This window comes from Phytobacter sp. V91 (genome assembly GCF_965644225.1).
In the GTDB taxonomy this organism is placed as follows: domain Bacteria; phylum Pseudomonadota; class Gammaproteobacteria; order Enterobacterales; family Enterobacteriaceae; genus CBFFRJ01.
The window spans coordinates 1-25,531 of sequence record NZ_CBFFRJ010000075.1 but is presented as its reverse complement, the minus strand read 5'-3'; the positions used below and the strand labels follow the sequence as shown (position 1 = coordinate 25,531).

28 protein-coding genes and 1 tRNA gene are annotated in these 25,531 nt (G+C 48.8%); 8 read left to right on the top strand and 21 right to left on the bottom strand.

The features are described 5' to 3' along the window. Nucleotides 1–204, top strand: a 204-nt coding sequence (locus tag ACSZO4_RS15850; RefSeq protein ID WP_437889989.1) for a hypothetical protein, incomplete at its 5' end; no start/stop codon positions are given. Between the two features lie 83 nt (nt 205–287). On the opposite strand, the gene ACSZO4_RS15845 is transcribed toward ACSZO4_RS15850, so the two are convergent. From ACSZO4_RS15845 to ACSZO4_RS15830, 4 genes are all read right to left on the bottom strand, one after another. Next, on the bottom strand, nt 288–863 hold the full coding sequence (locus ACSZO4_RS15845) for a hypothetical protein (protein WP_437889988.1): 576 nt from the start codon (nt 861–863) through the stop codon (nt 288–290). Between the two features lie 87 nt (nt 864–950). Further along, entirely contained in the window at nt 951–1,235 is a 285-nt protein-coding gene (locus ACSZO4_RS15840; protein WP_437889987.1) for a hypothetical protein, read from the bottom strand. Between the two features lie 630 nt (nt 1,236–1,865). Next, nucleotides 1,866–2,477 (bottom strand): replication/maintenance protein RepL, encoded by a 612-nt coding sequence (locus ACSZO4_RS15835; RefSeq protein ID WP_437889986.1) that lies wholly within the window; start codon nt 2,475–2,477, stop codon nt 1,866–1,868. Nucleotides 2,478–3,234: 757 nt separating this feature from the next. Continuing rightward, nucleotides 3,235–3,504, bottom strand: coding sequence for a hypothetical protein (locus ACSZO4_RS15830; RefSeq protein ID WP_437889985.1), 270 nt, complete (start codon nt 3,502–3,504; stop codon nt 3,235–3,237). Nucleotides 3,505–3,928: 424 nt separating this feature from the next. On the opposite strand from ACSZO4_RS15830, the gene ACSZO4_RS15825 reads away from it, so the two are divergent. Beyond that, nucleotides 3,929–4,441, top strand: coding sequence for a hypothetical protein (locus ACSZO4_RS15825; protein ID WP_437889984.1), 513 nt, complete (start codon nt 3,929–3,931; stop codon nt 4,439–4,441). Continuing rightward, nucleotides 4,428–4,802 (top strand): hypothetical protein, encoded by a 375-nt coding sequence (locus tag ACSZO4_RS15820; RefSeq protein ID WP_437889983.1) that lies wholly within the window; start codon nt 4,428–4,430, stop codon nt 4,800–4,802. Before ACSZO4_RS15825 ends, ACSZO4_RS15820 begins: the two co-directional genes overlap by 14 nt. Before the next feature lie 203 nt (nt 4,803–5,005). Here ACSZO4_RS15820 and ACSZO4_RS15815 read toward each other — a convergent pair whose 3' ends face one another. The 8 genes from ACSZO4_RS15815 to proB all read right to left on the bottom strand — a co-directional run bounded on the left by ACSZO4_RS15815 (nt 5,006) and on the right by proB (nt 10,498). Beyond that, nucleotides 5,006–5,518, bottom strand: coding sequence for a hypothetical protein (locus ACSZO4_RS15815; RefSeq protein WP_437889982.1), 513 nt, complete (start codon nt 5,516–5,518; stop codon nt 5,006–5,008). Nucleotides 5,519–5,886: 368 nt separating this feature from the next. Then, nucleotides 5,887–6,162 (bottom strand): hypothetical protein, encoded by a 276-nt coding sequence (locus tag ACSZO4_RS15810; protein WP_437889981.1) that lies wholly within the window; start codon nt 6,160–6,162, stop codon nt 5,887–5,889. Nucleotides 6,163–6,245: 83 nt separating this feature from the next. Further along, a complete protein-coding gene (locus ACSZO4_RS15805; RefSeq protein ID WP_127353487.1) occupies nt 6,246–6,476 on the bottom strand; it encodes a hypothetical protein in 231 nt (76 codons plus the stop codon). Between the two features lie 32 nt (nt 6,477–6,508). Then, on the bottom strand, nt 6,509–6,715 hold the full coding sequence (locus ACSZO4_RS15800) for a helix-turn-helix transcriptional regulator (RefSeq protein ID WP_409161407.1): 207 nt from the start codon (nt 6,713–6,715) through the stop codon (nt 6,509–6,511). Between the two features lie 122 nt (nt 6,716–6,837). Then, nucleotides 6,838–7,743 (bottom strand): DUF6387 family protein, encoded by a 906-nt coding sequence (locus tag ACSZO4_RS15795; protein WP_437889980.1) that lies wholly within the window; start codon nt 7,741–7,743, stop codon nt 6,838–6,840. 195 nt (nt 7,744–7,938) lie between these two features. Further along, nucleotides 7,939–8,014: transfer RNA gene (locus ACSZO4_RS15790), tRNA-Thr, on the bottom strand. Between the two features lie 115 nt (nt 8,015–8,129). After that, nucleotides 8,130–9,383 carry a glutamate-5-semialdehyde dehydrogenase gene (proA, locus tag ACSZO4_RS15785; protein WP_437889979.1) on the bottom strand — a complete coding sequence of 418 codons (1,254 nt, stop codon included), beginning with the start codon at nt 9,381–9,383 and terminating at the stop codon, nt 8,130–8,132. An 11-nt stretch (nt 9,384–9,394) separates the two neighbouring features. Next, on the bottom strand, nt 9,395–10,498 hold the full coding sequence (proB, locus tag ACSZO4_RS15780) for a glutamate 5-kinase (protein ID WP_437889978.1): 1,104 nt from the start codon (nt 10,496–10,498) through the stop codon (nt 9,395–9,397). Between the two features lie 301 nt (nt 10,499–10,799). Between proB and ACSZO4_RS15775 the strand changes: the two genes are divergently transcribed. After that, on the top strand, nt 10,800–11,888 hold the full coding sequence (locus tag ACSZO4_RS15775; RefSeq protein WP_437889977.1) for a porin: 1,089 nt from the start codon (nt 10,800–10,802) through the stop codon (nt 11,886–11,888). A gap of 68 nt (nt 11,889–11,956) precedes the next feature. Here ACSZO4_RS15775 and crl read toward each other — a convergent pair whose 3' ends face one another. The 3 genes from crl to gpt form a co-directional block, all read right to left on the bottom strand. Further along, the gene (crl, locus tag ACSZO4_RS15770; RefSeq protein ID WP_437889976.1) at nt 11,957–12,355 is read right to left on the bottom strand and encodes a sigma factor-binding protein Crl; all 399 of its coding nucleotides are present in this window, start codon (nt 12,353–12,355) and stop codon (nt 11,957–11,959) included. An 83-nt stretch (nt 12,356–12,438) separates the two neighbouring features. Then, nucleotides 12,439–13,683: an esterase FrsA gene (gene frsA, locus ACSZO4_RS15765; RefSeq protein WP_437889975.1), complete on the bottom strand. Its 1,245-nt coding sequence runs from the start codon at nt 13,681–13,683 to the stop codon at nt 12,439–12,441. Nucleotides 13,684–13,797: 114 nt separating this feature from the next. Further along, nucleotides 13,798–14,256: a xanthine phosphoribosyltransferase gene (gpt, locus tag ACSZO4_RS15760; RefSeq protein ID WP_437433158.1), complete on the bottom strand. Its 459-nt coding sequence runs from the start codon at nt 14,254–14,256 to the stop codon at nt 13,798–13,800. 258 nt (nt 14,257–14,514) lie between these two features. On the opposite strand from gpt, the gene pepD reads away from it, so the two are divergent. After that, entirely contained in the window at nt 14,515–15,972 is a 1,458-nt protein-coding gene (pepD, locus tag ACSZO4_RS15755; protein ID WP_437889974.1) for a cytosol nonspecific dipeptidase, read from the top strand. A gap of 54 nt (nt 15,973–16,026) precedes the next feature. Here pepD and prfH read toward each other — a convergent pair whose 3' ends face one another. The 4 genes from prfH to dinB all read right to left on the bottom strand — a co-directional run bounded on the left by prfH (nt 16,027) and on the right by dinB (nt 19,473). Then, entirely contained in the window at nt 16,027–16,641 is a 615-nt protein-coding gene (prfH, locus tag ACSZO4_RS15750; protein WP_437889973.1) for a peptide chain release factor H, read from the bottom strand. Then, nucleotides 16,638–17,777 carry an RNA ligase RtcB family protein gene (locus ACSZO4_RS15745; protein WP_437889972.1) on the bottom strand — a complete coding sequence of 380 codons (1,140 nt, stop codon included), beginning with the start codon at nt 17,775–17,777 and terminating at the stop codon, nt 16,638–16,640. The genes prfH and ACSZO4_RS15745 overlap by 4 nt, the downstream gene beginning before the upstream one ends. Nucleotides 17,778–17,935: 158 nt before the next feature. After that, complete coding sequence (locus ACSZO4_RS15740) at nt 17,936–18,415, bottom strand: GNAT family N-acetyltransferase (RefSeq protein ID WP_437889971.1); 480 nt, start codon at nt 18,413–18,415, stop codon at nt 17,936–17,938. A 2-nt stretch (nt 18,416–18,417) separates the two neighbouring features. Next, entirely contained in the window at nt 18,418–19,473 is a 1,056-nt protein-coding gene (dinB, locus tag ACSZO4_RS15735) for a DNA polymerase IV (protein ID WP_437889970.1), read from the bottom strand. Nucleotides 19,474–19,684: 211 nt separating this feature from the next. On the opposite strand from dinB, the gene dpaA reads away from it, so the two are divergent. Then, nucleotides 19,685–20,422: a peptidoglycan meso-diaminopimelic acid protein amidase gene (gene dpaA / locus ACSZO4_RS15730; protein ID WP_437889969.1), complete on the top strand. Its 738-nt coding sequence runs from the start codon at nt 19,685–19,687 to the stop codon at nt 20,420–20,422. On the opposite strand, the gene ACSZO4_RS15725 is transcribed toward dpaA, so the two are convergent. Together ACSZO4_RS15725 and lpcA are read right to left on the bottom strand one after the other, a co-directional pair. After that, complete coding sequence (locus ACSZO4_RS15725; RefSeq protein ID WP_437889968.1) at nt 20,393–21,160, bottom strand: class II glutamine amidotransferase; 768 nt, start codon at nt 21,158–21,160, stop codon at nt 20,393–20,395. The genes dpaA and ACSZO4_RS15725 overlap by 30 nt on opposite strands. Nucleotides 21,161–21,259: 99 nt before the next feature. Next, the gene (lpcA, locus tag ACSZO4_RS15720; RefSeq protein ID WP_437889967.1) at nt 21,260–21,841 is read right to left on the bottom strand and encodes a D-sedoheptulose 7-phosphate isomerase; all 582 of its coding nucleotides are present in this window, start codon (nt 21,839–21,841) and stop codon (nt 21,260–21,262) included. 246 nt (nt 21,842–22,087) lie between these two features. Between lpcA and fadE the strand changes: the two genes are divergently transcribed. Both fadE and ACSZO4_RS15710 read left to right on the top strand, forming a co-directional pair. Further along, entirely contained in the window at nt 22,088–24,532 is a 2,445-nt protein-coding gene (fadE, locus tag ACSZO4_RS15715) for an acyl-CoA dehydrogenase FadE (RefSeq protein ID WP_437889966.1), read from the top strand. 109 nt (nt 24,533–24,641) lie between these two features. Beyond that, on the top strand, nt 24,642–25,412 hold the full coding sequence (locus tag ACSZO4_RS15710; protein ID WP_437889965.1) for an amidohydrolase: 771 nt from the start codon (nt 24,642–24,644) through the stop codon (nt 25,410–25,412). The last annotated feature ends 119 nt before the right edge of the window (nt 25,413–25,531 follow it).

The window sequence follows — 25,531 nt, the reverse complement described above, 5'->3', positions numbered from 1 at the left end:
TATAATAAGCTGTCTTTTGTAAAAGCAATGAGACTCATCGAGCAGGTTATATCTGCGAACAGATTAGCTTTTGACTCCACTGATAATATTCCTGATACAGACATGAATATTTTGAATAATATTCTTAATAACAAATCAATACCGGATGATATTAATGTGGTAGACATTAATAAATTTAAAAACAAATCAAAAAAGTTACATTAAAAGTTACGTACCAATCTGACAATTCTGATTCTGGAATTGTCAGATAAGTTCAAAACTAAAATAAATCAATTATAAATCAATAATCAGTTTACGACACCATCACGCAACTTTATCACCTTTTCTGCCATATTGCCATTGTTATGGGTGTTGAAAGTCCGATCTCCGATATCATAAACAACACCAGTAATATTCACTTTCTGTCCTTTCTTGAATTTCAGAATATCGTCATCCTGACCTGCATAGTAAGACAACAGTACAGCTCCACCGCAATAGTTCGTATCAGCCGTCTGGAAGATAATAGCGTAGGTTTTATGATCACGCGGTGCACCAAGATATTTCATGGTGTCGTAGGCTTCCTGTGCTTCCAGAACCGTAGCATTGCTGATGCTGATTTTCTTGCCAATCCAGTTCTTTTTTCCTGCCATAGCGTTTGCTTCATAATCACGACAGATAGCACCCAGACCGTTGACGGTGTTCACCGGGAGATTATCAGAGGCCAGTATAGTACTTTTGCTGTTCGATGGGCTTAAAGCCCCGTTCAGAGAAGATAAGGAAGCGTTGATCGTATCTCCTACTTTCCCTGTTGCTTCGTTTAACTGCTGGCAACCCGTTAACGCCAGCAGAACGGGAACACATAATGCTCTGATTGTTCTTTTCATTGTTACTCGCCTGATTATTGTATAAAAAAACTCACCGCCCAACAGTTATGAGCCGTTTGAATGATGGTTTCCCTGCTGCTGGCTTACTTACCGAACCGTTGGCCTGATCCAGCTAATCTTGTTTCTGTTTTTTATTTTTAAAATCAGTATCGGGCCAAGCATCATCGCCAGAAGAACGATAACCATTAATGGTGTTGAATGCGTAGCGAAAGCAACAACGAAGCCAGTAGGAATACCAAGGATTGTTCCAACTACGGCTAAAAACTTCATCGTTTGCTGACTGACATAGCCTTTTACTTCTTCCGCGCCACAACCACGACAAACAGAAGCACCCTGCTGGACTTCTGTTCTGCAAAACGGGCATTCAGACATGATTCTCACCTTAAAGAGAGGACGTAACCAATTGATATAATTGATCTACAACTGACAGGGTGTCATATCGTTTGTAACGATCAAAAATGAACTTACGATAGCCCTTAACTATCATAAATAATTAATTGATCGTTTTAATCAATTAAGACACCGATCGATTTAGGCACATTTGATAGATTAAATCTATCGTTATCCATATATCGATCGATAGTACAGATCGTTTATTCAAATGATTTTCAACGGTTTGCAGGAACTAGCAGAGCGGAAATGTTTATATTGTGTTTAAATATTATACGGATACAGTTGAAATGACATGATACGTGAACGTAATGGCCTGTTGTCGGCTTGACGTTGACCAGCAGGAAACAGCTTTTTGTCTGCAACACTCAGAATCGGCTCTTCTGAGGTGTTCAGCGGAGTATGCAGCCCACCACCTGTGCAGAATGTCCGAAATCTACTTTCTTAACCATTTCATTCGCCACTTCATTATTGTGATTCACATTAAATGGACTGTCGTAAACTTTAATACCCTATATCCCTCATTATTAATTCATTGCCATATCTTTTGATAGCACTCTAACGCTCTACAAGCCATTTTAAGCCTTTTACTATTGCACCGAAGGGATAATATTAAGCCTGCTGTTTTAATCCCTCTATGGCGTGTTTTTTCGTATTTTTAACATTAGATTTAGATTCTGTCAGAATATAAGATTTCACAAAAGACAAACGATCACCATTAAAAATATAATCAGGATTAATAAAATATGAATTCTGTACTGTCGTTTCAGCAATAAAACCTTTGTTAGCAAGTTCTTTCATGCCACGATAGTATGTTGACTCCGAGATCTTCACTATTTCTTGATCTATAAGCTCATACGCAAGAAAAACTCTGTCTGTGTCCTTAAAATCCTGTACTGTTCTGTATAGAATTTCAAAAACCTTTGTTCCCGCACCCGTGAGTTCTGTTAACGCTTTCACTCCGTTTATATAGAGTTTTAAAAACTGTGTTTTATCAACCTCCTGCCACTGAAAAAAACCAGCACCTGCTAACTGTTCTCCTGTATCTTCATTAATAACCAACAAACGATCTCTTCCTGTTGTAATCCTGCGAGAACCACTCTTTGTATTATTACTTGTTGTTTGTAAGAAAGGATTCTTTGTATATCGTGGTAATCCTCGCCTTGATTTTCTTAAACTCAATGTCTCGTTACCTTTGGCAATATTGTTATCACAGTCTTCCATATTTATCTCCTTTATTATTTTTATTTGATTGATAAGTTACGTGTTAACATCAGAATAAAATATGTCAAGTGTCAAAATCAAATTTATTTTTGCCATTTCAAGTTTTATTTGTCGATACTTAAAGTTCCAATGCGATTAGTATTCTTGACAGTTTATCTTTTAACTATCATAAAGCAGTAAAATAATGACAACTTACATTACCGATCCTGACAGTTCAATATGCAGGATCTGACAGTAACGATCCTTATTTAAAGCGGTCTGAGAGCAGTTTTCTTCTTCATTATTCATATAGAATGAAGCAAGAGAAGATCTGTATTGTTATTACGAGAAAAAAAATATCTAACGATTTTCTTTTATTTTAAGTAACCCTACACGGCTGTTTTGCCGTGTCATTGGGGTTCACTTTTCTTGCTTCTTCTTTCTTTTACAATCAGAACACAAAACCTTTGGCCTCTGCTTCTTTGCCTTTTAGGGGCAACCAGCAGGCCAGGGACTGATGGTTTGTTATTTAATTAGTTTTTCTGTGCAGCACATTCGCTTGCTCATATGCTGCTTTAAAATTAAAACCCTTTGATAAAGGAAGCTGTCTTGATTTCGCTGTTCGCTCAATCGCTATGCGCTCACGCGCACTGACGACTTAAATAGCATAGATTTTCTGTTAAAACTATTTTCTTCATCGCGTGAAGACTTTTCTTCATTTTAGGGGTGAAAAATGAAGTAAATCACTTCATCAGTTGAAGTAAAACGTTCTCACAATTTAAATCAAAAGGGCAAGAGCCAGCAAAATGTTCGCCAGATCTTTTGCGAGGGTTTTAGCGATTGAGCGCATTAGCTCAATCAAGACCAGCCATTTATCCAAGGTTTTTAAATTTTGCGTAATGCGAGTAAGCGAGCATATAGCTATGAAAAACGTTACCACTATAACTATCAGCCCATACAGGCATTGCTGGTTGCCCCTTATAGGCAAAGAAGCAAATGCACTGTTATAGTGTTTGTTACTGTATAAAAGATGCTCTTCAACCACCATGAACCCCTCAGACAAAACCTTATGTTGTGCAGGGGTTTAATAACACAATTAAGAAAAATGTTTTCCATCGTTATGAAAACTGGCGGAACGTCCAGTTTAAGTAAACATTTTCCAGTCGAAACCCATTGGGGCGATATTAAGATCGCACAGTGTTCCTGCTGTCCTCTTAGATCTTATATTTCTTATACTTCTTAATAGCAAAATAATCATATAAAACAGAGCATTAAAAGCTAATTTTCTTCATGTTTGTTGATTTTTCTTCGGGTTTGTAGATCTTTCTTCGGGTTTGTTCTTTTTCTCTTCGGGTTTGTTGTATTTCTCTTCATCCCTGAGCATTAAAACGAAGAAAACACTTCAAAATATATTTGACATTTCAGAAACCATAGTTATATATGTATATTATAATAATAAAAAAGGAACTACTATGAATAACAACACCTATGATAAGAACCCATTTATATTGCAAAACGGCATTGAGATCCAGACGAAAGATAAAAGAAGAACAGTAGCTCGTGGAGAAAAATTTGAATCACCAGAGGGAGAACGATACGAAAGTGTCATTCACTCTATACAGGAAGTAGATAAAGAGAAGTTCGTTAAGCTTTTCATTTCCAAAATCCGTGTTCTCTTTGATCTGTCCCTGACAGGTAATAAGCTATTTTACATATTTCTCTTTTCAATTTCTGACGCGATTGGTAAAGATCAGATTTATATGAATTTTGAAACAGCAAAAGATACAGCAAGTCAGTGTGATTTCAACTTATCCAATCCTGTATTTTATCGAGGAATAAAAGAGCTTATAGATAAGCAGATCATAGCACCAAGCAAATCAAAGTACATTTACTATATCAATCCTGCTGTGGTGTTTAATGGCGATAGAGCCAGATTTATCGAAGAAATAAAAATAAAAAATGGAGATACAAATGCTAAAAAATGAAATAAACGCAATACTGAACATCCATAACGACGAAGACGGAATAGCCTGCCTAATAACAGAATCCCTGATTCGTTATTACTCTGTTAATGGCATCAGTCATGACCAGTTTCAGGATAATTATCTGAACTACCTAAGAATGATTTTCTCCGGTCGTCGGTTCCGTTTTTTGGACAAAGAAAAACTACTGTCATGTAAAGACCAGATCCTTAGCACTGTCATGGTAGCAGTTCGAGAAGACCTGATAGGCAAAACAGGAACGGAGGAGCTTTACCTGTCCAGTAAGTGGCAACCAGAAGCACTGGAAGCGGTTCTGGTTGAGCTTTTTGATAATAGACAGATTCTAAGTATAATCAGCCAATAACAAACTACAAAGCGGTTATGCTACATTCATTCCGAGTGTTAAATTTGACCGCTTTGAGCCAGGAGTAATAGTTCACAGTTTATTACCACTGAATGAGCTTTGATAGGAAGTAATACTTTTTCATTTTACCTTCATCATATTTTGTGTGATCAACTCGAAAGGTGCAATATCACCAATTATATAACTGCGTTGAAAATACTGTCTTAGCTCAATGCCCCCATGATGCGGGGTGAACCAGACTGATTGGCAGTTCGGTTAATCATTGCAGTGATGAAAGACACACCATCACGAAGAACAATCTTGATGTTCTCACCGTCTTTACCAAAATATTGGGAACTCACTACCGGCACATTGAAGAACCCTCTATGCCAGTACGTATCTGTCATGTTGAAAGTGAATTGTTTAGTACTGCTATGTGTGATGATTTCAGGTTCAGTTGATACTACGTCTTCACTTTTCAGTGCTGGACGCTGAATGCCATTCCATTCAGGGCTAATGACGCTAATGATTGAATCCTCAAAACCAGCAGCAAGATTCAAGTGAAACTGCCCGTAGTGCATCAGTCCTGAATCTGGAAGCACGAAGATATCAACTGCAACATTGTTAGACAACATCTCGATGAGATTAGCGTTATTTTTAATATTCGTAGATTGGGAAGGACCAGGACGTGAATAATGGTACAATCCTGTTACGTAGTAAACGAGTGGTTTTACCAACGTATTTTACTTCACCATCACAAACGAATGCATAGAGGTTGTTTTTAACATCTGTGAATCTGTCATCGAGGTGATACTTCAAACTACCATCTATAATCTGCCAGAATCCTACCTTGATGAAACCAATCTCAATCAAACGATTCATGTTAGGGGTTCATATGGAAATGGTAAATGCATTATACATGCATTTGCAGCGGTACCCCCCATTCCTGCTTATCAGATCAAGCATTTTCTTGATTTTCAACTGCTGTGCAGCTTCTTCCCCGTTCTCCGCGTAGAACTCAGCACGCCGTTTAGCCACAACCACTACCCATTAGCACTTCTTGGTATAAAAAACGATGAGAAAGCCCATCTCGGGCTGTTCCACATTATTGCCTAACCCACGGCATATCCCACACGATCTTTACTTTAACCTCTACTGCATTAACATGCGACTCCTTGATTGCATATTTATTTAAATAATCTTGCAAAGCTATCTTGTCAGACGCTTTTTTCTGTTTGTTTGTCCGTTTCAAGATCCCTGTATCCGTAATCCATTTATCCAAACCTTGTTTTACTGCACGTCTTAGTTCATCTTCATAAAACTCATCAAAAATATTAACATCAATTTTAAAGCACAGGCTTCTTATATAAAACGTTTTCATTTTTATTTCTCCCATTGTTTATTTCAGGCAAACGCCAACCATATGGCGTTTACTCACCATTTTTAAAATCTGCTGTTATATTATTAACGTTCTGAAATGATTTTATTTTTTCTATACGCCAGATAACTTTTCAGTGATTCCTGACCAAAGCGATCAAGATCACGATAGATTATGATTATATTGTAAAATTTGCTCTTTTTATCGTCGAAATCGGCAATCCAGTGCGGAGTGTATAAGTACTCTGCTAGTATATCCAAATAACCCCAGTCCAGTTTATCCATTTCTCTTGTTGCTTTTTTAATTAGTGTACTCATAGATACCTCTTTTATTTTTATGTTAATTTAAATCATGCTGCTTTATTGCGTGAAGAATTGATCAGGTTTTCAATCCAATCATTTACTTCTCTCTCGATGAAGGCAATAGTCTTTTCACTTATTTTTACTGGTGCAGGAAACTTATTTTTATTTACCAGACGATAAATGCTTGATCGGCTTATACCTGTTCTTTTTATTACTTCTGACAAGCGAATAAAACTTTCATAATTTTGGTTCATATTTTTCTCCTTTGTTGTTTTGATGTGAAGAATGATATTGCGAATAGCCATGCTAAAAAATGGACCAAAAAAAAAGAGGGCGTCTGAAACGCTCTCCTTCAAGTTTTACCAGGAAATATTTTTTATACCTTACCCCTTGACTTTCTCTTTTCTTCTCTTTCTTCCTGTTCCTGATTGAGCTTATCTACGATAGCGGATACTTTCATATCCATCATGTATCTGTTTTTATACAAAAAAGCCATAAACTGATTATCAAAATGGTATGTTTTGGCTTTAAGGGCCATCGGTTTATCCGTTTCCTTGATCTGGGAGTCACCACGAACCGCATCGATCCCTACCCGGTATATGAGCGCCGATAGCTCGGCATCACTCAATTTTATCTCGTTACGCCCCGACCAATACAGCAAATCAAGTAAGGGGATTATGCGAAAATCCACCAGCTTCTTAATCATCACCTCACCAAAATTAAGCGCCAGCTTTCCGTCGATTAGCTTCACCCCGGTTGCTTTACGCCACTTTGGTAACAGGTAACGCATGGATTCAAGGATTTCATCATCCGTTGAACCTCGCAGGTTGATATGCAATATCATTCGTCCTTTCTGGGATTCGTGCAGTTTTCCCCAGAACCACGAGGCCGGATAGCGGTTATAGAGTGAATCAGATTCAGGACGCCCGAACTCATCCAAAGGAACGATTTTGCTTCTGCGTATCACACCCATAAGCTGGTAAAGCCACCCGACAGGGAAAAGTCTGACATGTTGATCGCTTTCAAGGTTATGTTCGCCAACAGAGAGTTTATTTTCACCTAGCGAAGCGGTAAGGACAGGCTGACCAGAGAAAATCAGTTCTTCCTCTTTATAGTTGAGATTCTCGCGTTGCCTCTCGATAGCCGTTTCCAGAGAGTAAAACATGTTCTGCCTGTACCTGAACTCCTGGCGTAACTCTTCCACGGTAAGATCCAACAAGGCGTCATAGTTATCTGGGTTGAACCACTTTCGCAACGCCAGCATTTTTTCTTTTTTTGTCATTATGTTGCCCGGTCTTTATGTCGTTACACCACTATATGCAACAACCGGATTTCAGCCAAGGGTCAAAGGCTAACGCTTTCAGGAGGGGAGGTTATGATAAGGAGCTATACCGTGCTAAATAAGTACGCCAGTAAGTACGCGAGAGAAAAAACGGGAAGATTTTATGAAAGAGGATCTCGTAACTCATTGATTTAATGGTGCCGATAATAGGAATCGAACCTACGACCTTCGCATTACGAATGCGCTGCTCTACCAACTGAGCTATATCGGCTTTGAAGGGATGGGCTCACATAAGTGAACCACGGGGCAAAAGGTTAAAACTAACCGGGTGATGCGTCAATGCCCTTGAGAATCAAACGGCTATTTTTGCATCACCCGCGGGTTAATCAGGCACGAATCGTATCGTCGCCAAAACCAATCCACTTGTAAGTGGTCAGCGCTTCGAGGCCCATAGGTCCACGCGCATGCAGTTTCTGCGTGCTGACCGCCACTTCAGCTCCCAGACCAAACTGGCCGCCATCGGTAAAGCGCGTGGAAGCGTTCACGTAAACAGCGGATGAATCCACCTCGTTCACAAAGCGGTCTGCATTACGCAGAGTACGGGTCAGAATGGCATCGGAGTGCTGGGTGCCGTGCGCGCGAATATGGGCGATGGCGTCATCAAGATCGGCCACCATCTTCACATTCAGATCCAGCGACAGAAACTCATTGTCGTACTCTTCCGCTTTGACTGGCACAACAGCAGCCGGGCCGGATTGCAGCATATTCAGGGACTGCGCGTCAGCGTGCAGCGTGACGCCGCTTTCGGCCATCTGCTGGCTCAGAGCAGGCAGGAAGACATCAGCAATCCCCTGATGCACCAGCAGCGTTTCCACCGTATTACAGGTGCTCGGGCGCTGGGTTTTCGCATTGACGATAATCTTCAGCGCCGGGGCAAACTCAGCCGACTCATCGACAAAGATATGACACACGCCAATACCGCCGGTGATCACCGGAATGGTCGACTGTTCACGGCACAGCTTATGCAGGCCAGCGCCGCCACGCGGGATCAGCATGTCGATGTATTTGTCCATGCGCAGCATTTCATTGACCAGCGCGCGATCCGGGCTTTCAATCGCCTGTACCGCACCGGCTGGCAGGCCGCACTCTTCCAGCGCCTGCTGGATAACTTTTACCGTCGCCGCGTTGGTCCGCCAGGTCTCTTTCCCGCCACGCAGAATGGCCGCATTGCCGGTCTTCAGACACAAAGACGCCACATCGACGGTGACGTTCGGGCGCGCTTCATAAATCACCCCAATCACGCCCAGCGGCACGCGACGACGCTCAATACGCAGCCCGCTGTCCAGCAAGCCGCCGTCAATCACCTGCCCTACCGGATCCGCAAGTTTGCAGACCTGACGCACGTCGTCAGCAATGGCTTTTAAACGCGCCGGATTCAGCGCCAGACGGTCAAGCAGCGCCTCGCTCAGACCGTTTGCGCGCGCCTCCTGCACATCCTGCTCATTGGCCAGCAGGATCTCCGCGGTTTGCGCTTCCAGATAGTCAGCAATTTTTTCCAGCACGCGGTTTTTTTCGCGACTGGAGAGCAACGCCAGCTTGTACGAGGCTGCTTTGGCAGCTTTGCCCATTTGTTCCAGCATACTTCTGCTCCTTAACGGATGATCATGTCATCACGGTGCACGGCCACCGGGCCATATTCATAGCCGAGGATGGCGTCAATTTGCTGCGAGTGATGACCCGCAATACGGCGCAGCGCGTCACTGTTATAACGGGTGACACCGTGGGCGATATCGCGACCTTCAAGATTACGGATGCGGATCACTTCACCACGGGAGAAATTACCTGTCACGCTTTTAATCCCTTTTGGCAACAATGAGCTTCCACGCTCCAGAATTGCCGCAGTTGCCCCTTCGTCAACGGTGATTTCACCGGCCGGTGGCGCTCCAAAGATCCAGCGTTTACGGTTTTCCAGCGGAGAGGCCTGAGCATGGAAACGCGTTCCGACCGGGGTGCCAGCCATCACATCGCCGATCACGCCAGCTTTGCTGCCCGCCGCAATCACCGTTTCGATTCCGGCGCGGCAGGCAACGTCAGCCGCCTGCAGTTTGGTGCCCATACCGCCGGTGCCAAGGCCTGAAACACTGTCCCCGGCAATAGCGCGCAGGGCGTCATCAATACCGTAAACGTCTTTGATCAGTTCAGCATCGGGGTTGTTGCGTGGATCGGCGGTAAAGAGGCCCTGCTGATCCGTGAGCAGCAGCAGTTTGTCTGCACCAGCCAGAATTGCCGCCAGCGCGGACAGATTATCGTTGTCACCGACTTTGATTTCCGCAGTCGCAACCGCATCGTTTTCATTGATGACGGGGACAATATTGTTGTCGAGAAGCGCACGCAGGGTGTCACGGGCGTTGAGGAAACGCTCCCGGTCTTCCATATCGGCACGGGTTAGCAGCATTTGCCCAATATGGATGCCGTAAATAGAGAAAAGTTGTTCCCAGAGTTGAATCAGGCGACTTTGCCCGACGGCAGCCAACAGCTGTTTTGAAGCGATAGTGGCGGGAAGTTCCGGGTAACCCAGGTGCTCTCGCCCGGCGGCAATAGCGCCAGAGGTAACGATAACAATGCGATGCCCTGCGGCGTGTTGCTGCGCGCACTGGCGCACCAGCTCAACAATATGGGCGCGATTCAGGCGGCGCGAGCCCCCGGTTAACACACTGGTGCCTAGTTTCACCACCAGCGTCTGGCTGTCACTCATGATTCTCTGCCGTTCAACGTAGAAGAAAAAATGTAAACAGCCTTTGTAACAGGATCAGCGGCAACTTCCAACTGTGACTTTTCACAACATAAGAAATTCCTTGAGGGCAATCAGAAATCATAATTACAAAACTTGACGTTTTTATTACATAACTTGTAAAACACGTTTTCTAAAAAAAAATTAAGAATTGTCATAAATCTTTAATTGGCAGACGTTAAAAACTCACCTGAATTTTTCATGTGAGCGGCGACGCTCGGCGAATCAAAGCGCGTTAGTTAATTACAATAAATCAGGAAACATAATGAAAAAAACTACTTTGGCATTAATGATGATGAGCGTTGGCGTTGTTTCTGCTTCTTCACACGCAGCGGAAATCTACAACAAAAACGGTAACAAACTGGATCTGTACGGTAAAATCAAAGCCATGCATTACATGAGCGATGACGCCAACAACAATGGCGACAAAACTTATGCGCGTCTGGGCTTCAAAGGCGAAACCCAGATCAACGATCAACTGACCGGCTTTGGTCGTTGGGAATCTGAATTCGCGGGTAACATTGAAGAGGGCAGCACCACCTCGCCTGCCACAAAAACCCGTCTGGCGTTTGCCGGCCTGAAAGCGAAAACCTACGGTTCAGTCGACTACGGTCGTAACCTGGGTATCCTGTACGATGCAGCCTCTGTTACCGATATGTTCCCGGAATTCGGCGGCGACTCTCTGACCCGTACCGACAACTTTATGACCAAACGTACCACCGGCGTTGCAACTTACCGCAATACCGACTTCTTCGGTGCGGTTGATGGCCTGAACCTCGGCCTGCAATACCAGGGTAAAAACGAATCTGGTCGTTCTGCGTCTAAACAGAATGGCGACGGCTTCGGTACTTCTCTGTCCTACAACTTCGGCGGCAGCCCGTTCACCATCGTTGGCGCTTACGCCAAATCTAACCGTACTTACCTGCAAAATACCCAGGCCCTGGGTGAAGGTTCAAATGCGGAAGCCTGGATTACCGGCGTTAAATACGATGCCAACAACATCTACCTGGCCGCTATGTACAGCGTCGCGCAGAACATGACCCCAGTCGGCAGCAAAGGTTTTGCTAACACCTCCGAAAACTTCGAAGTGGTTGCTCAGTACCAGTTCGACTTCGGCCTGCGTCCGTCCGTGGGTTACGTGCAGAGCAAAGGTAAAGACCTCGAAAATGGCTGGGGCGACCAGGATCTGGTTAAATACGTTGATATTGGCGCAACTTACTACTTCAACAAAAACTTCTCTGCCATGGTTGACTATAAAATCAGCCAGATCGACGAATCTGATTTCACCAGATATGTTGGCAGCAGCATCCTCACCGACGACATCGTTGCGGTTGGTGTGACTTACCAGTTCTAAGTCTTCGCCATATAAAAACGCCACGTTCATTGCGTGGCGTTTTTGTTTGACCCGATATTTAACGACGTTTACGCAGTAAGCTTAATCTCGTCAGAGAAGTTATCCGCAGGCTCCAGTTTGAGATCCAGCGACACCAGCAGTTCGCGGGCGCGCTCATGAAACTCACGCAAGGTAAAGGCCAGGCGATCGGTCACTTCTGCATCTTTGATCACCGCAGTCTTCCATTGCCCGTCTTTATCAAACAACCCAAAGTGATAACTGTAGGTAAAGCGGTTTTCCTGGGCTTCCATCTCCATCCACCATCCCCAGAATTCACGTTTCTCAGGGGCGGGTTTAACATTGACGCATACGGCCAGGCAATCAAAAAAAAAGCGATTCCCGGTGCATTGTTCTTCCCGAATATACGGGCCCAGCGCGGTAAACTTTTTAATCAGTCTGCTTTTCGGATGTCCACTCGGTAAGGTCATTGCGATCTCCTTTTGTGATGCAACTGTTTTACCAAACCACAAGAAATTAGCAATCGATTAACGAAACTGATTAACCAAAACTATTAATCAAATCGGTTACCGATCCATTTAGTAATATCCCGTAACGCCTTATCGAAATTGCGATAAACAGGATTAAACGGGATTTCCAGTAATTTCCCATCTGCAGATGACGAGGTAATTAAACGCGACTCCTCTTCCGGGCTGAACGGATCGTTTTTCCAGAAGCCGGAAAGCATTGGCGTCGGGCAACGGCGGCCCAGCAGCCCCTGCGTTTTTAGTGAATAGCGGTTCAGTTCAACGCACAGCGCTTCGTCCGAGGCATCGTGCATCCCCAGGCGGCTGGCCAGCACGTCCATATACATTTCCGGAACACGCTTCAATTGCTGCGGATTAGTCATCAATGCATGAACAACCGGCCCCAGACAAGCCACGGCTTTCAGGCGTGGAGACTCAAGATAACCCAGACGTACCGCCACATTAGCCCCAAAGCGGAAGCCAAAAGCAGCGACACGGGTATGATCAACCCATGGAATATTGGGTAACGCTTTAAGCACCTGCTGGTGCAGCAGGCTGGAGTCCTGGGTGAGTTTCCATTTAGAGGAGAAGCCGACGGAGGGCATATCCAGCGTGAGCATGGCGATACCCTGCGGGGCGAAATAACGTTCATACAGGGTGTAGTAGTCGCTTTGCAGACTATCCAGCCCGCCGCACATCAGGATGGTAGGAAATGGTCCATCGCCTTCTGGCATATGTAAAAAGCCGGTCACCGGCGAGCCGCCAGGAACGGCAAACTCCTTCTCACGCATTTTTCCCGGCAGACGCTGCGCGGCTTCTTCATAGGCGCGATTCGCCAACGCCTGCGCTTGCTCAGCCAGAACATCGCCTTTGATATGCGGATAGGCAGCAATGCTGTAGAGGGTTGAAGCATGTAGCCAGTGGCGGCCACTGAGGGCAGTGTCCTGCTCCTGACTCGCTTTCTGCTGCCATAGCATAGCCTGAGTAGACCATTCGTAGATCCAGTTGCCGCCGCGATAACCGACCACGGTATCATAGAGTTCCGGATCGGTGCGCTCAGCCGGATTCATCACAATACGCGACTGCACATCCATGATTTCACGAGGATCCACACCGCGCCAGATCCACATCAGGCGATTTAACATCCGGTACCAGTGCGGGGCGTTGCTGCCATCCAGCGTGGAATCGATATGAGCCTGTGAGCCCTGATTAAAACGGCGCACCAGAGTTGAGGTTTCCGGATGCTTGAAACGAGGTTTAAACAATGTTTCGCTAAGGTTCGCTTGTGCCATGTACGCAGCCTCTGTGAAGTCGTTCTGGCGGCTATTGTAACCCGGCATGCGCTAAAAAGAACAACGCCCGGCAGAGCCAGGCGTCAGAGATAAGACAAATAAGACAGATAAGAATTAACGTGAGGAAATCGGCGGTACAAAGACCACGCCCATATCCCAGGGTTGCTCAATCCAGGTATCCTGCGGAATATCAATCACATAATCATCAACCAGCGGGCGACCAGCCGGTTTAGCGAAAATGGTAACGAAATGCGCTTTTGGGTACATTTCACGGATCGCAACGGCGGTACCGCCGGTATCCACCAGATCGTCGATAACGATAAAACCTTCTCCATCGCCTTCGGCGCGTTTGAGGATTTTCATTTCACGCTGGTTGTCGTGGTCATAGCTGGAGATGCAAACGGTATCAACATGACGAATACCCAATTCGCGAGCCAGTAACGCCCCCGGTACCAGACCGCCACGGCTGACGGCGATAATGCCTTTCCACTGCTCAGAAGGCATCAGGCGGTTTGCCAGTTTACGTGCATGAATCTGCAACATGTCCCAGGTGACGACGTATTTTTCGCTCATGTGAAGTGTCCCAGCCTGTGTATCTACGGCTTAAAAAGTATTCTACGGGGAAATAGGTTGCGCGAGATTATAGAGATCTGACGCGCTAAAAACCAGTGCTAGCGGGTATTACCTGGGCTTTTTACGCGGCGCGTACTAACAGGAGGGGAATTAAGTGGTATTCTCAGGGCAATCTCGCAAGCTCGTCTTGTGATATCCATTTATTTAACCCTATGACCTGTAAGCTATGTTTCTCAGGTCTCTTAAAGGAGACTCATCGTGTCTGAATTGTCTCAACTGTCGCCACAGCCGCTGTGGGATATTTTTGCCAAAATCTGTTCTATTCCACACCCGTCTTATCATGAAGAGCAGCTTGCTGAACATGTTTTAGGCTGGGCGAAAGAAAAAGGCTTGCATGCAGAGCGCGATCAGGTCGGCAATATTCTGCTGCGCAAACCAGCAACTGCCGGAATGGAAAACCGTAAACCGGTTGTTCTCCAGGCCCACCTCGATATGGTGCCGCAGAAAAACAACGATACCGTACACGATTTCACTAAAGATCCGATTCAGCCCTACATCGACGGCGAATGGGTAAAAGCCCGTGGCACCACGCTGGGCGCAGATAACGGCATCGGTATGGCATCCGCACTGGCAGTGCTGGCAGATGACAGCGTAGTACATGGCCCACTGGAAGTGCTGCTGACGATGACTGAAGAAGCGGGCATGGACGGTGCTTTTGGTTTGCAGCCGAACTGGTTGCAGGCGGATATCCTGATCAACACCGACTCTGAAGAAGAGGGCGAAATCTATATGGGTTGCGCTGGTGGGATTGATTTCATCACCACTCTGCCGCTTTCCCGTGAGGCAATCGCTGCCGGTTCACAGACCTTTAAGCTGACGCTGAAAGGGCTGAAAGGCGGTCACTCCGGTGGCGATATCCATTTGGGTCTTGGCAACGCCAACAAACTGCTGGCCCGTTTCCTCGTCGGCCATGCGGCTGAACTGAATCTGCAACTGGTGGATTTCAACGGCGGCACCCTGCGCAACGCGATCCCACGTGAAGCCTTCGCCACCCTCGCCGTACCGGCAGACAAAGCAGAGCAGTTGAAAGCGCTGGCGGCAACTTATCAGGAAATCCTGAAAAACGAGCTGGAAATTAAAGAAAAAAACCTGGTTGTGTTGCTTGATGCGGTCACCACTGACAAGCAGGCACTGACCTCTGCTTCACGTGATGCGTTTATCCAGCTGCTGAACGCCACGCCAAATGGCGTGATCCGTAACTCCGACGTGGCGAAAGGCGTGGTAGAAACCTCCCTGAACGTCGGCGTGGTCACCATGCAGGACGAGAGCGTAGAAATCATCTGCCTGATCCGCTCGCTGATCGACAGCGGCAAAGATTACGTCGTGAGCATGCTGGAATCCCTGGGGCGCCTGGCAGGCGCGAAAACCGCGCCGAAAGGCGGTTATCCTGGCTGGCAGCCGGACGCTAACTCCCCGGTGATGCATCTGGTGCGTGAAACCTACCAGCGTCTGTTTAACAAGACGCCGAACATCCAGATCATTCACGCAGGTCTGGAATGTGGTCTGTTCAAAAAACCATATCCGGAGATGGACATGGTCTCTATCGGGCCAACCATTACCGGGCCGCACTCCCCGGATGAGCAGGTTCATATCGAAAGCGTGGGCCAGTACTGGACGCTGCTGACTGAGCTGCTGAAATCTATTCCGGCGAAGTAATTCACTGAAAAGCCGGATGGCGTTTTTCACACCATCCGGCTTTATTACCGCCGACTACCTTTCTGTAAACGCCATGCCTGTAAACGTCCGAAGCGGATTCCCACGTTCAATCTGATGATGGAACATCCGCCGCTCCGCCTTTGAGGCTGCATCGCCTTCCTGCTGTATTTGTTCGAGCCGCCAGGCAATCAACACTTTCGCCAGCCGCCTGTTGGCATGCTGACTGCGTTCCGACTGAACCTTTACGCTAATCCCACTTGCCAGATGGGTGGCGCGCACCGCCGAATCGGTCTTATTGACGTGTTGACCGCCAGGGCCGGAAGAACGAAGCGTCTCAAAGCGAATATCGCCTGACAAATCCTGTTCTTCAGTAACAAAACACCTGATGCCCACATACCAGTTTTTCCGCCGGTGGTTCGGGCGGTACGGACTGGCGCAAATCCACTGCACGGTGCCGTTCCAGCGATCACTCAGTGCCAGCGCTGTGTCGCCATCCAGCGAGACCAGAGCAGAACGCAGAGTACCTGCGCGAGCGCCCTCTTCCGTCTCCACCAGTGTCACCGCAACCTGCTGTTTTGCCGCTTCAGCGATCAACTGATCAAGAGCTTTTTTCACCGCCAGGCAGCACTCGTCCGGCCCCTGGGCTGAAGAGAGTTGCAATAACATCATGCTGACTTCCCTCCGCTGGTTTTCAGCGTTAATACCGGGCGCAGACGCGCGATCGGACGAACCAGCCCGGCGTCCACCAGACAGCTCAGCACGCTTTCGGCGGACTTATAAGCCTGAGGCGCTTCTTCATAGATCAGCTGTTTGTCCCGGCAAATCACCCGACTGCCAAGCTCTGTTCGTGCCAGTTGCTGCGGGCTAAATTTGCCGGAGAGCCGCCCTTTGCACTCGGTGCGCATCCATTTTCGCCCGGCGCCATGAGCCAGAGAATGCAGTGTCTCTTCACTCGCCACGGGCTGCACCAGCCAGCTGTAATCGCCCCGGGAGCCAGGGATGATGACCAGACCGCAGCCATCTGGCGTGGCCCCTTTGCGGTGTAACCAGCCCTGTTCACCCTTGATGCTGCACGGCTCGACAAAGTTGTGTGCAACATCCAGCACTTCTTCGCCGTCCCCACGAATCTGCTGCAAAATGCGCAGGGCAATCAGCTGGCGATTCACGCGGGCATACGCCAGGGCATCGTTGTGCTCAGACAGATAATGCGCAGCCTGTTCGCTTTCTTCGGCAAGGCCATAGTGGGAAAATGCAGTGATATGCTGCTGCAAAATCGCCTGCCCCAGGCCACGGGAACCGCTGTGAACCAGAAGCTGGAGGTTGTCCGCATTCAGTCCGGCGTGCTGAAAACAAACCGCGTCGAACACCTCATCAACCTGCTGTAACTCGGCAAAGTGGTTACCGCCGCCGATAGAGCCCAGCGCATTGCGCCAGCGGTGTTCAGCGTGGCTTTCGGGCAGATGCGCCGCCAGCCAGTTTTCATCAGCATGGTCATCCAGTGCCGCCAGCCGCTTTTCGAGCTTATCGGCGTTATATTTACGCCGCAGGATATTCGTTTGCCACAGCGCCATGCCGCAACCAATGTCATTGCCGACAAGCGCCGGATAAAAACGACCAAGCGAGAAAAATGCAGCCCCAATAGGGTAGCCGCGCCCAGGGTGTAAATCCGGCATCCCCACGACGCGATGCATGCCGGGTAATTGTGCGGTAGTGTGTAATTGTTGAGTCGCTAAACCTTCGACCCATAAATCATCTGACGCAATATAAGAAACCGCGTCAGAGAGATAATGAACATGTGTGCCCATATACCAATCCATCTTAAAAATTTAAATAAGGATGTGGCAGACACAATCAGAGGAATAAGAAGTTAATCCTGGAAAGGTCTGCAAATTGAGTTATTAAAATATGTTGTCATGATTAACCCCCTTTGCAGTCAACTATGTGGAAAGTGCGCGTATAGTAATCAGCCACTATTTTCATTGCAAGGTAATTTTTCCGACCTTTTCAGCGCCATATGGTAATTCACAAACCTTACGCCCCGTGATTCGACCGATTGCTGCTGAAGAACCCGAAAACCGTGACGTTCAAAAAATGGCTTTGCCGTAATACTGGCATCCACGGTGAGCATCCCCTGCGGAAGTTGCCTGACGAGCGCGTCAAATAATGCGCTGGCAATCCCCCGACGTATATATTCCGGTGAAACAAACAGAAGATCGATATAACAACCCACCGCGGTAATAAAGCCCACCGGGCGGTCATTAATAACCGCAACCTGCACCCTTGAATGGGCTAATTTATCCTGCCAGCGCGACACGTCTATTTGTGCCCAGGCTGCAATCTGGCGCGGGGAATAATCCTCACTCGCCATCTCAATCACCGCGCGCAGAAAAATTTCGCACAGGTCGTCAAAGTCACTTTCTTTATATTTTCTGATATTCAGCATCGCTATAATCCCAGCACCAGTTGCCGCTCCATTTGTGGATCAAGCAGCGTCACATGCAGGCCCACTAAACGCACGCCACGACCGCTGCGCCGCTCATCCCATGCCTTACGTGCCGTCGTCAGCAAATCTTCTTTATTTAAACGCGGCCAGATATGTTCCTGGGTAGTGAGCTGGAAATCGGCAAATTTCAGTTTCACCCCCTGGCGGGCAATGAGCAGGTCCGGTTTAACTTTTAACAGGCGACGCTCCAGCTCGGCGTATAAGTTGTCGATAATGGCTTCACACTCTTCCCACTGGTGAATGTCTTCCACCAGTGTGCGCTCGACGCCCACGGATTTTCGCAGCCGCTCGCTGCTGATCTGCCGCTCGTCAATCCCCTGACTGCGTTCCCACAGCACCCGGCCAAATTTGCCAAAACGCTTAAGCAGCATAGCCAGATCGCTGTTCTGCACATCTTCACAGGTTTTGAGCCCTAAGGTTTCCAGCTTTGCCGCTGAGACCTTTCCGACTCCGGGAATTTTACACAGCGGCAATGTACGTAAAAAAGCGGGTACGTCCGCGGGGGCAATCACATACTGCCCGTTCGGCTTATTTAAATCAGAGGCAATTTTGGCCAGAAACTTAATGGGGGCGATACCTGCCGAAGCCGTAAGCTGCGTTTCGCGAAAAATAGTCTCGCGGATCTCTTCAGCCATCAACGTAGCGGAGCCGTGGCAGTGAGGGCTGTCGGTAACGTCCAGATAGGCTTCATCCAGTGACAGAGGTTCAATAAGGGTGGTGTAACGGGAAAAGATGTCACGGATCTGGTTCGAGGCTTCCCGGTAGGCCTCGAAACGACCAGGTAACAAAATGAGATGTGGGCAAAGTTTTAACGCCATGCCGGTGGGCATGGCGCTGCGCACGCCAAACTTTCGTGCCGGATAGTTGGCGGTGCTGATGACGCCGCGCTGGACCCGACTGCCGCCGATGGCAATGGGAACATCGCGCAGGGCAGGATTGTCGCGCATCTCTACCGCCGCGAAAAAGCAGTCCATATCGACATGTATGATTTTGCGCATAATCTCACCCCACAAACACTGGATAAGTATACAGCATAATAAATGAAAATGAGAAGTGACGGAAAAACCACAGCAAAAACGCTGCGATCCGGGCTTGCGAAAAACTACCGTGATGCTAATGTGGGCGCACCCGAACCAGATTAATCTGAATCACGGGCCTCTTTTGCCGTCCTGGCAATATGGTGTCAGCTTTATCAAGGAAACAAGCAGTATGCGCAAAATCGCATTTTTTCTTGCGATGCTTATGATGCCGTGCGTGTCGTTTGCTGGTGTATCGAGCAACAGTTCAACAACGCCGATCAGCAAAGAATATAAGCAGCAGTTGATGGGGTCGCCGGTTTACATCCAAATCTTCAAAGAAGAGCGCACCCTTGATCTCTACGTCAAAATGGGTGAGCAGTACCAACTCCTCAACAGCTATAAAATTTGTAATTACTCCGGCGGGCTGGGACCTAAACAGCGTCAGGGGGATTTCAAAAGTCCGGAAGGGTTCTATTCCGTCCAGCGTAACCAGTTAAAGCCTGACAGCCGTTTTTATAAAGCCATTAATATCGGCTTTCCGAACGCCTATGACCGTGCCCATGGCTATGAAGGAAAATACCTGATGATCCACGGCGCGTGCGTCTCTATTGGCTGTTACGCCATGACGGATTCACAGATCGATGAGATTTTCCAGTTCGTGACCGCGGCCCTTGTGTTTGGCCAACCGAATGTTCAGCTGAGTATTTATCCGTTCCGGATGACCGATGCGAATATGCAGCGCCATAAGTACTCGAACTTCGCCAAATTCTGGCAGCAGCTAAAACAGGGTTATGATTTCTTTGAACAAACCCGTAAGCCGCCGGTGGTCTCCGTTGTGGACGGAAACTACGTGGTCAGCAAGCCGCTGAGCCACGAAGTTGTTCACCCACAGCTGGCGTCAAACTACACGCTCCCCGAGACAAAATAACGCCCACTCGCCTGGCATAATCTTTTGCCAGGTTTCGTTGCCTGTCAGCGGCTGCGTGGCAATCACGGTGACCACATCGTCAGGTGTGGTTTCCCGCTGAAAATCAATTTCGATATCCTGATCCAGCAGCGTTGCGACGCCAAACGGCGCGCGGCGGGTGATCCAGAACAGGTTGGTAGAACAGAACGCCATCACGTAGCGCCCATCCGACAGCAGCATATTAAACACCCCTTTCTCACGTAGCTCCGCCGCCAGGGTGGCAATATATTTAAATACCGCTTCCATATTGCCAGGCGTACGTGGATAGCGGGTCGTCAGTTTATCCAGCAGCCAGCAGAAGGCTTTCTCACTGTCGGTTTCCCCAACCGGGCGAAAATTGCCCGTCGCTAACGACTTATAGCCGGTTAGTTGCCCGTTATGGGCGTAGGTCCAGTTGCGGCCCCAAAGCTCGCGGGTAAACGGATGGGTGTTTTCCAGCGCCACTTCGCCCCGGTTTGCCTGACGAATATGGGCAACAACCGAGCAGGATTTGATCGGATATTCCTGCACAAGGCGGGCAATCGGGGAATTGAAACTGGGTTGTGGATCTTTGAACGTACGGCAACCTTTGCCTTCGTAAAAGGTAATGCCCCAGCCGTCTTTATGCGGCCCGGTTCCGCCGCCACGCTGGACGAGCCCGGTGAAACTAAAGCAAATATCGGTCGGCACATTGGCGCTCATCCCGAGCAGTTCGCACATACAACACCCCCACAACGCCTGGCAAAAGGAGAAGGCGTAATTGTTGCAGCCAGTCTGAACACGGTCAGCGCATACAAACTGGCAAATAAAATCGCCTTCTTAGGCTTTTTCCATCTCTTTTTCGATAAGCAGTATCAGGATATGGATCACTTTGATGTGAATTTCCTGGATACGGTCAGCATAACCGAAATGCGGCACACGGATCTCAACATCCGCAGTACCGGCCATTTTGCCGCCGTCTTTGCCGGTCAGCGTGATGACTTTCATACCCTGCGCGCGCGCAGCATCAATGGCTTTGATGACGTTAGCAGAGTTACCGGAAGTGGAAATCCCCAGCAGCACATCGCCCTGGCGACCAACAGCTTCAACGTAGCGAGAGAAAACGTGGTCGTAACCGAAGTCGTTGCTGACGCAGGACAGATGGCTGACGTCAGAGATCGCAATCCCCGGGTAGCCCGGACGGTTTTCACGGTAGCGGCCGGTCAGCTCTTCCGCAAAGTGCATTGCGTCGCAGTGAGAACCGCCGTTGCCGCAGGACAACACTTTGCCACCGGCTTTAAAGCTGTCTGCCAGCAGCACTGCGGCACGTTGGATAGTGTGGATATTGGCATCATCTTTTAAAAAGTTTGCCAGCGTTTCTGCGGCTTCGTTTAATTCGTTACGAATCAGATCCTGGTACATGAGGATATCCTTCAGTATGCAGTATGAATGTAAATTCTCGAGCGCAGTTTACCGGATAGGATCCGTGTCGAGAAGCCAAAGCCATACATATCACCCGGTGTTTTCGTTTTTCGTGCCACAATCTCCCCCAACAATGTGAACCAGGTTGTAATTACTTTGTAAACACATTGCTAAAAGAAATAACATCCACTAAAACGATATCATCACAAGTGGTCAGACCTCCTACAAGACAGGGAGCTTTTCTCTATGATGATTTTGAGTATTCTCGCAACGGTTGTACTTCTCGGTGTTCTCTTTTACCACCGGGTCAGTTTGCTGCTCGGCAGCGTTACCTTATTAGTCTGGACCGCCCTGCTCGGCGCATCTGGCCTGTGGTCAATCTGGGTGCTGGTGCCCCTGGCCATTATTCTGGTGCCTTTCAACTTTGTCCCGATGCGTAAATCGCTGATCTCCGCGCCGGTATTCCGTGGCTTTCGCAAAGTGATGCCGCCAATGTCGCGCACCGAGAAAGAAGCCATTGATGCCGGTACCACCTGGTGGGAAGGCGATCTGTTCCGCGGTAACCCGGACTGGAAAAAACTGCACAACTATCCGCAGCCGCGCCTCACTGCTGAAGAACAGGCTTTTATTGATGGCCCGGTGGAAGAAGCCTGCCGGATGGCAAACGACTTCCAGATAACCCATGAAATGGCTGATTTGCCGCCGGAGCTGTGGGCGTACCTGAAAGAGCATCGCTTTTTCGCCATGATCATCAAAAAAGAGTACGGCGGGCTGGAATTCTCCGCGTATGCCCAGTCCCGGGTGCTGCAAAAGCTGTCCGGCGTCTCCGGTATTCTGGCGATTACCGTCGGCGTACCGAACTCTTTAGGGCCGGGCGAGCTGCTGCAACACTACGGCACCAAAGAGCAGAAAGATCACTATCTGCCGCGTCTGGCGCGCGGCCAGGAAATTCCTTGCTTTGCGCTGACCAGCCCGGAAGCCGGTTCAGATGCGGGGGCAATCCCGGATACCGGCGTGGTCTGCATGGGCAACTGGCAGGGAGAACAGGTGCTGGGTATGCGCCTGACCTGGAACAAGCGTTACATTACGCTGGCCCCTATCGCCACCGTGCTGGGTCTGGCGTTTAAACTCTCCGATCCGCAGAAACTGCTGGGCGGCGAAGAGGATCTGGGGATCACCTGCGCGCTTATTCCCACCAGTACGCCCGGCGTGGAGATTGGCCGTCGCCACTTCCCGCTTAACGTGCCATTCCAGAACGGTCCGACGCGCGGCGAAGATATCTTTGTGCCGATTGATTACATCATCGGCGGCCCGAAAATGGCCGGTCAGGGCTGGCGTATGCTGGTGGAATGCCTGTCCGTAGGTCGTGGCATTACGCTGCCATCCAACTCAACGGGCGGCCTGAAATCCGTTGCCCTGGGGATTGGCGCTTACGCGCATATTCGCCGTCAGTTCAAAGTGGCCATCGGTAAGATGGAAGGTATTGAGGAGCCTCTGGCGCGTATTGGCGGTAATGCATACGTCATGGATGCCGCAGCGGCGCTGATCACCTACGGCATTATGTTGGGCGAGAAACCGGCGGTGCTCTCGGCAATCGTAAAATACCATTGTACTCACCGTGGCCAGCAGTCGATTATCGATGCGATGGATATCGCAGGCGGCAAAGGCATCATGCTGGGTGAAGGTAACTTCCTTGCTCGTGCCTACCAGGGCGCCCCCATCGCCATCACCGTTGAAGGGGCTAATATTCTGACCCGCAGCATGATGATCTTCGGCCAGGGGGCAATTCGTTGCCATCCTTATGTGCTGGATGAGATGGCCGCGGCGCAGAATAACGATGTGGATGCCTTCGACAAACTGCTGTTCAAACATATTGGTCATGTGGGCAGTAACAAAATGCGCAGCTTCTGGCTGGGCCTGACCCACGGGCTAACCAGTGCGACACCGACTCATGACGTCACTAAACGCTACTATCAGCACCTTAACCGCCTGAGCGCTAACCTTGCGCTGCTGTCGGATGTGTCCATGGCGGTACTGGGCGGCAGTCTGAAGCGTCGCGAGCGCATCTCTGCCCGCCTTGGCGATATCTTAAGCCAGACCTTCCTCGCCTCTGCGGTACTGAAACGTTATGACGATGAAGGCCGTAATGAGATGGACTTACCGCTGGTGCACTGGGGCGTGCAGGATGCGCTTTATCAGGCAGAGCAGGCAATGGATGATCTGCTGGCGAACTTCCCGAATCGTCTCGTTGCCGGGCTGCTGCGGGTGGTGATTTTCCCCATCGGACGCCACCACCTCGCGCCATCGGATAACCTTGACCACCAGGTGGCTAAAATTCTGCAAACGCCGTGCGCGACCCGCTCACGTATTGGCCGCGGTCAGTACCTGACGCCGAGTGAACACAACCCGGTGGGTCTGCTGGAAGAGGCGCTGCTGGATGTGATGGCCGCCGACCCGATCCATCAGCGCATTTGCAAGGAGCTGGGCAAAAACCTGCCGTTTACCCGCCTGGATGAGCTGGCGCAAGAAGCGCTGGCGGGTGGACTTATCAATCAGGACGAAGCCGATATTCTGCAAAAAGCCGAAATCAGCCGTTTACGCAGTATTAATGTGGATGACTTCGAGCCGGAGGAACTGGCTACCCGGCCAGTAAAGCCCGAGGAAAAAGTGCGTAAGCCACAGGCGGCTTAACGCCAGGTGAATGCGTTCTTTGCCCCGCTTAAAGCGGGGCTTTTTATTCCCACAACATCTTATTTTCTCGTGCTACAGTGTAAAAATGCTGTTTCAGGAGAGCTTAATCGTGCCGGGTTTAAAATTAACGCTGCTACAACAACCGCTGGTCTGGATGGATGGCCCAGCAAATTTGCGCCACTTTGATCGTCAACTGGAAGGTATTGCCGGGCGTGATGTGATTATCCTGCCGGAAATGTTTACCACCGGTTTTGCCATGGAAGCGGCAAAGCAATCCTTACCCCAGCAGGATGTCATCGCCTGGATGCAAAACAAAGCGCAGCAGGCTAACGCGTTGATAGCCGGAAGCGCGGCGCTGCAAACTGAACGTGGCCCGGTCAACCGTTTCTTGCTGGTGGAACCTGAGGGCGAGGTGCATTTCTACGACAAGCGCCATTTGTTCCGCATGGCGGATGAGCATCATCATTATGCAGCTGGTAATGAGCGCGTGGTATTTGAGTGGCGTGGCTGGCGCATTCTGCCGCTGGTCTGCTACGACCTGCGTTTCCCGGTGTGGTCGCGTAACCGTGATGATTACGATCTTGCGCTTTACGTTGCCAACTGGCCTGCGCCCCGCTCGCTGCACTGGCAGTCGCTGCTGGTAGCCCGGGCCATTGAAAACCAGGCTTATGTGGCGGGCTGTAACCGGGTGGGCACTGATGGCAATGGGCATCACTATCGGGGTGACAGCCGGGTGATTAACCCGCAGGGCGAGATCATTGCCACTGCTGAACCCCATCAGGCAACGCGCATTGACGCCGAGTTATCGCTGACGGCGCTGAAAGAGTATCGCGAGAAATTTCCCGCCTGGCAGGATGCAGACCCGTTTACGCTGGGGTGAGTTCTTGCCCCGAGTCTGACTGTTCCCCTCACCCTCTCCCCAAATGATCTGAACCCCGAAACCTGGAATCCCAAACCAGTTTTCGGAGGTTCTTATGAAGTACACATTCGAGATTAAAC

Bases quoted from the DNA above. Each gene is read 5' to 3' on its own strand.
- ACSZO4_RS15845 (WP_437889988.1), bottom strand. From the start codon at position 863: ATGAAAAGAACAATCAGAGCATTATGTGTTCCCGTTCTGCTGGCGTTA.
- ACSZO4_RS15840 (WP_437889987.1), bottom strand. From the start codon at position 1,235: ATGTCTGAATGCCCGTTTTGCAGAACAGAAGTCCAGCAGGGTGCTTCT.
- ACSZO4_RS15835 (WP_437889986.1), bottom strand. From the start codon at position 2,477: ATGGAAGACTGTGATAACAATATTGCCAAAGGTAACGAGACATTGAGT.
- ACSZO4_RS15830 (WP_437889985.1), bottom strand. From the start codon at position 3,504: ATGGTGGTTGAAGAGCATCTTTTATACAGTAACAAACACTATAACAGT.
- ACSZO4_RS15825 (WP_437889984.1), top strand. From the start codon at position 3,929: ATGAATAACAACACCTATGATAAGAACCCATTTATATTGCAAAACGGC.
- ACSZO4_RS15820 (WP_437889983.1), top strand. From the start codon at position 4,428: ATGCTAAAAAATGAAATAAACGCAATACTGAACATCCATAACGACGAA.
- ACSZO4_RS15810 (WP_437889981.1), bottom strand. From the start codon at position 6,162: ATGAAAACGTTTTATATAAGAAGCCTGTGCTTTAAAATTGATGTTAAT.
- ACSZO4_RS15805 (WP_127353487.1), bottom strand. From the start codon at position 6,476: ATGAGTACACTAATTAAAAAAGCAACAAGAGAAATGGATAAACTGGAC.
- ACSZO4_RS15800 (WP_409161407.1), bottom strand. From the start codon at position 6,715: ATGAACCAAAATTATGAAAGTTTTATTCGCTTGTCAGAAGTAATAAAA.
- ACSZO4_RS15795 (WP_437889980.1), bottom strand. From the start codon at position 7,743: ATGACAAAAAAAGAAAAAATGCTGGCGTTGCGAAAGTGGTTCAACCCA.
- proA (WP_437889979.1), bottom strand. From the start codon at position 9,383: ATGCTGGAACAAATGGGCAAAGCTGCCAAAGCAGCCTCGTACAAGCTG.
- proB (WP_437889978.1), bottom strand. From the start codon at position 10,498: ATGAGTGACAGCCAGACGCTGGTGGTGAAACTAGGCACCAGTGTGTTA.
- ACSZO4_RS15775 (WP_437889977.1), top strand. From the start codon at position 10,800: ATGAAAAAAACTACTTTGGCATTAATGATGATGAGCGTTGGCGTTGTT.
- crl (WP_437889976.1), bottom strand. From the start codon at position 12,355: ATGACCTTACCGAGTGGACATCCGAAAAGCAGACTGATTAAAAAGTTT.
- frsA (WP_437889975.1), bottom strand. From the start codon at position 13,683: ATGGCACAAGCGAACCTTAGCGAAACATTGTTTAAACCTCGTTTCAAG.
- gpt (WP_437433158.1), bottom strand. From the start codon at position 14,256: ATGAGCGAAAAATACGTCGTCACCTGGGACATGTTGCAGATTCATGCA.
- prfH (WP_437889973.1), bottom strand. From the start codon at position 16,641: ATGATGTTATTGCAACTCTCTTCAGCCCAGGGGCCGGACGAGTGCTGC.
- ACSZO4_RS15745 (WP_437889972.1), bottom strand. From the start codon at position 17,777: ATGGGCACACATGTTCATTATCTCTCTGACGCGGTTTCTTATATTGCG.
- ACSZO4_RS15740 (WP_437889971.1), bottom strand. From the start codon at position 18,415: ATGCTGAATATCAGAAAATATAAAGAAAGTGACTTTGACGACCTGTGC.
- dinB (WP_437889970.1), bottom strand. From the start codon at position 19,473: ATGCGCAAAATCATACATGTCGATATGGACTGCTTTTTCGCGGCGGTA.
- dpaA (WP_437889969.1), top strand. From the start codon at position 19,685: ATGCGCAAAATCGCATTTTTTCTTGCGATGCTTATGATGCCGTGCGTG.
- ACSZO4_RS15725 (WP_437889968.1), bottom strand. From the start codon at position 21,160: ATGTGCGAACTGCTCGGGATGAGCGCCAATGTGCCGACCGATATTTGC.
- lpcA (WP_437889967.1), bottom strand. From the start codon at position 21,841: ATGTACCAGGATCTGATTCGTAACGAATTAAACGAAGCCGCAGAAACG.
- fadE (WP_437889966.1), top strand. From the start codon at position 22,088: ATGATGATTTTGAGTATTCTCGCAACGGTTGTACTTCTCGGTGTTCTC.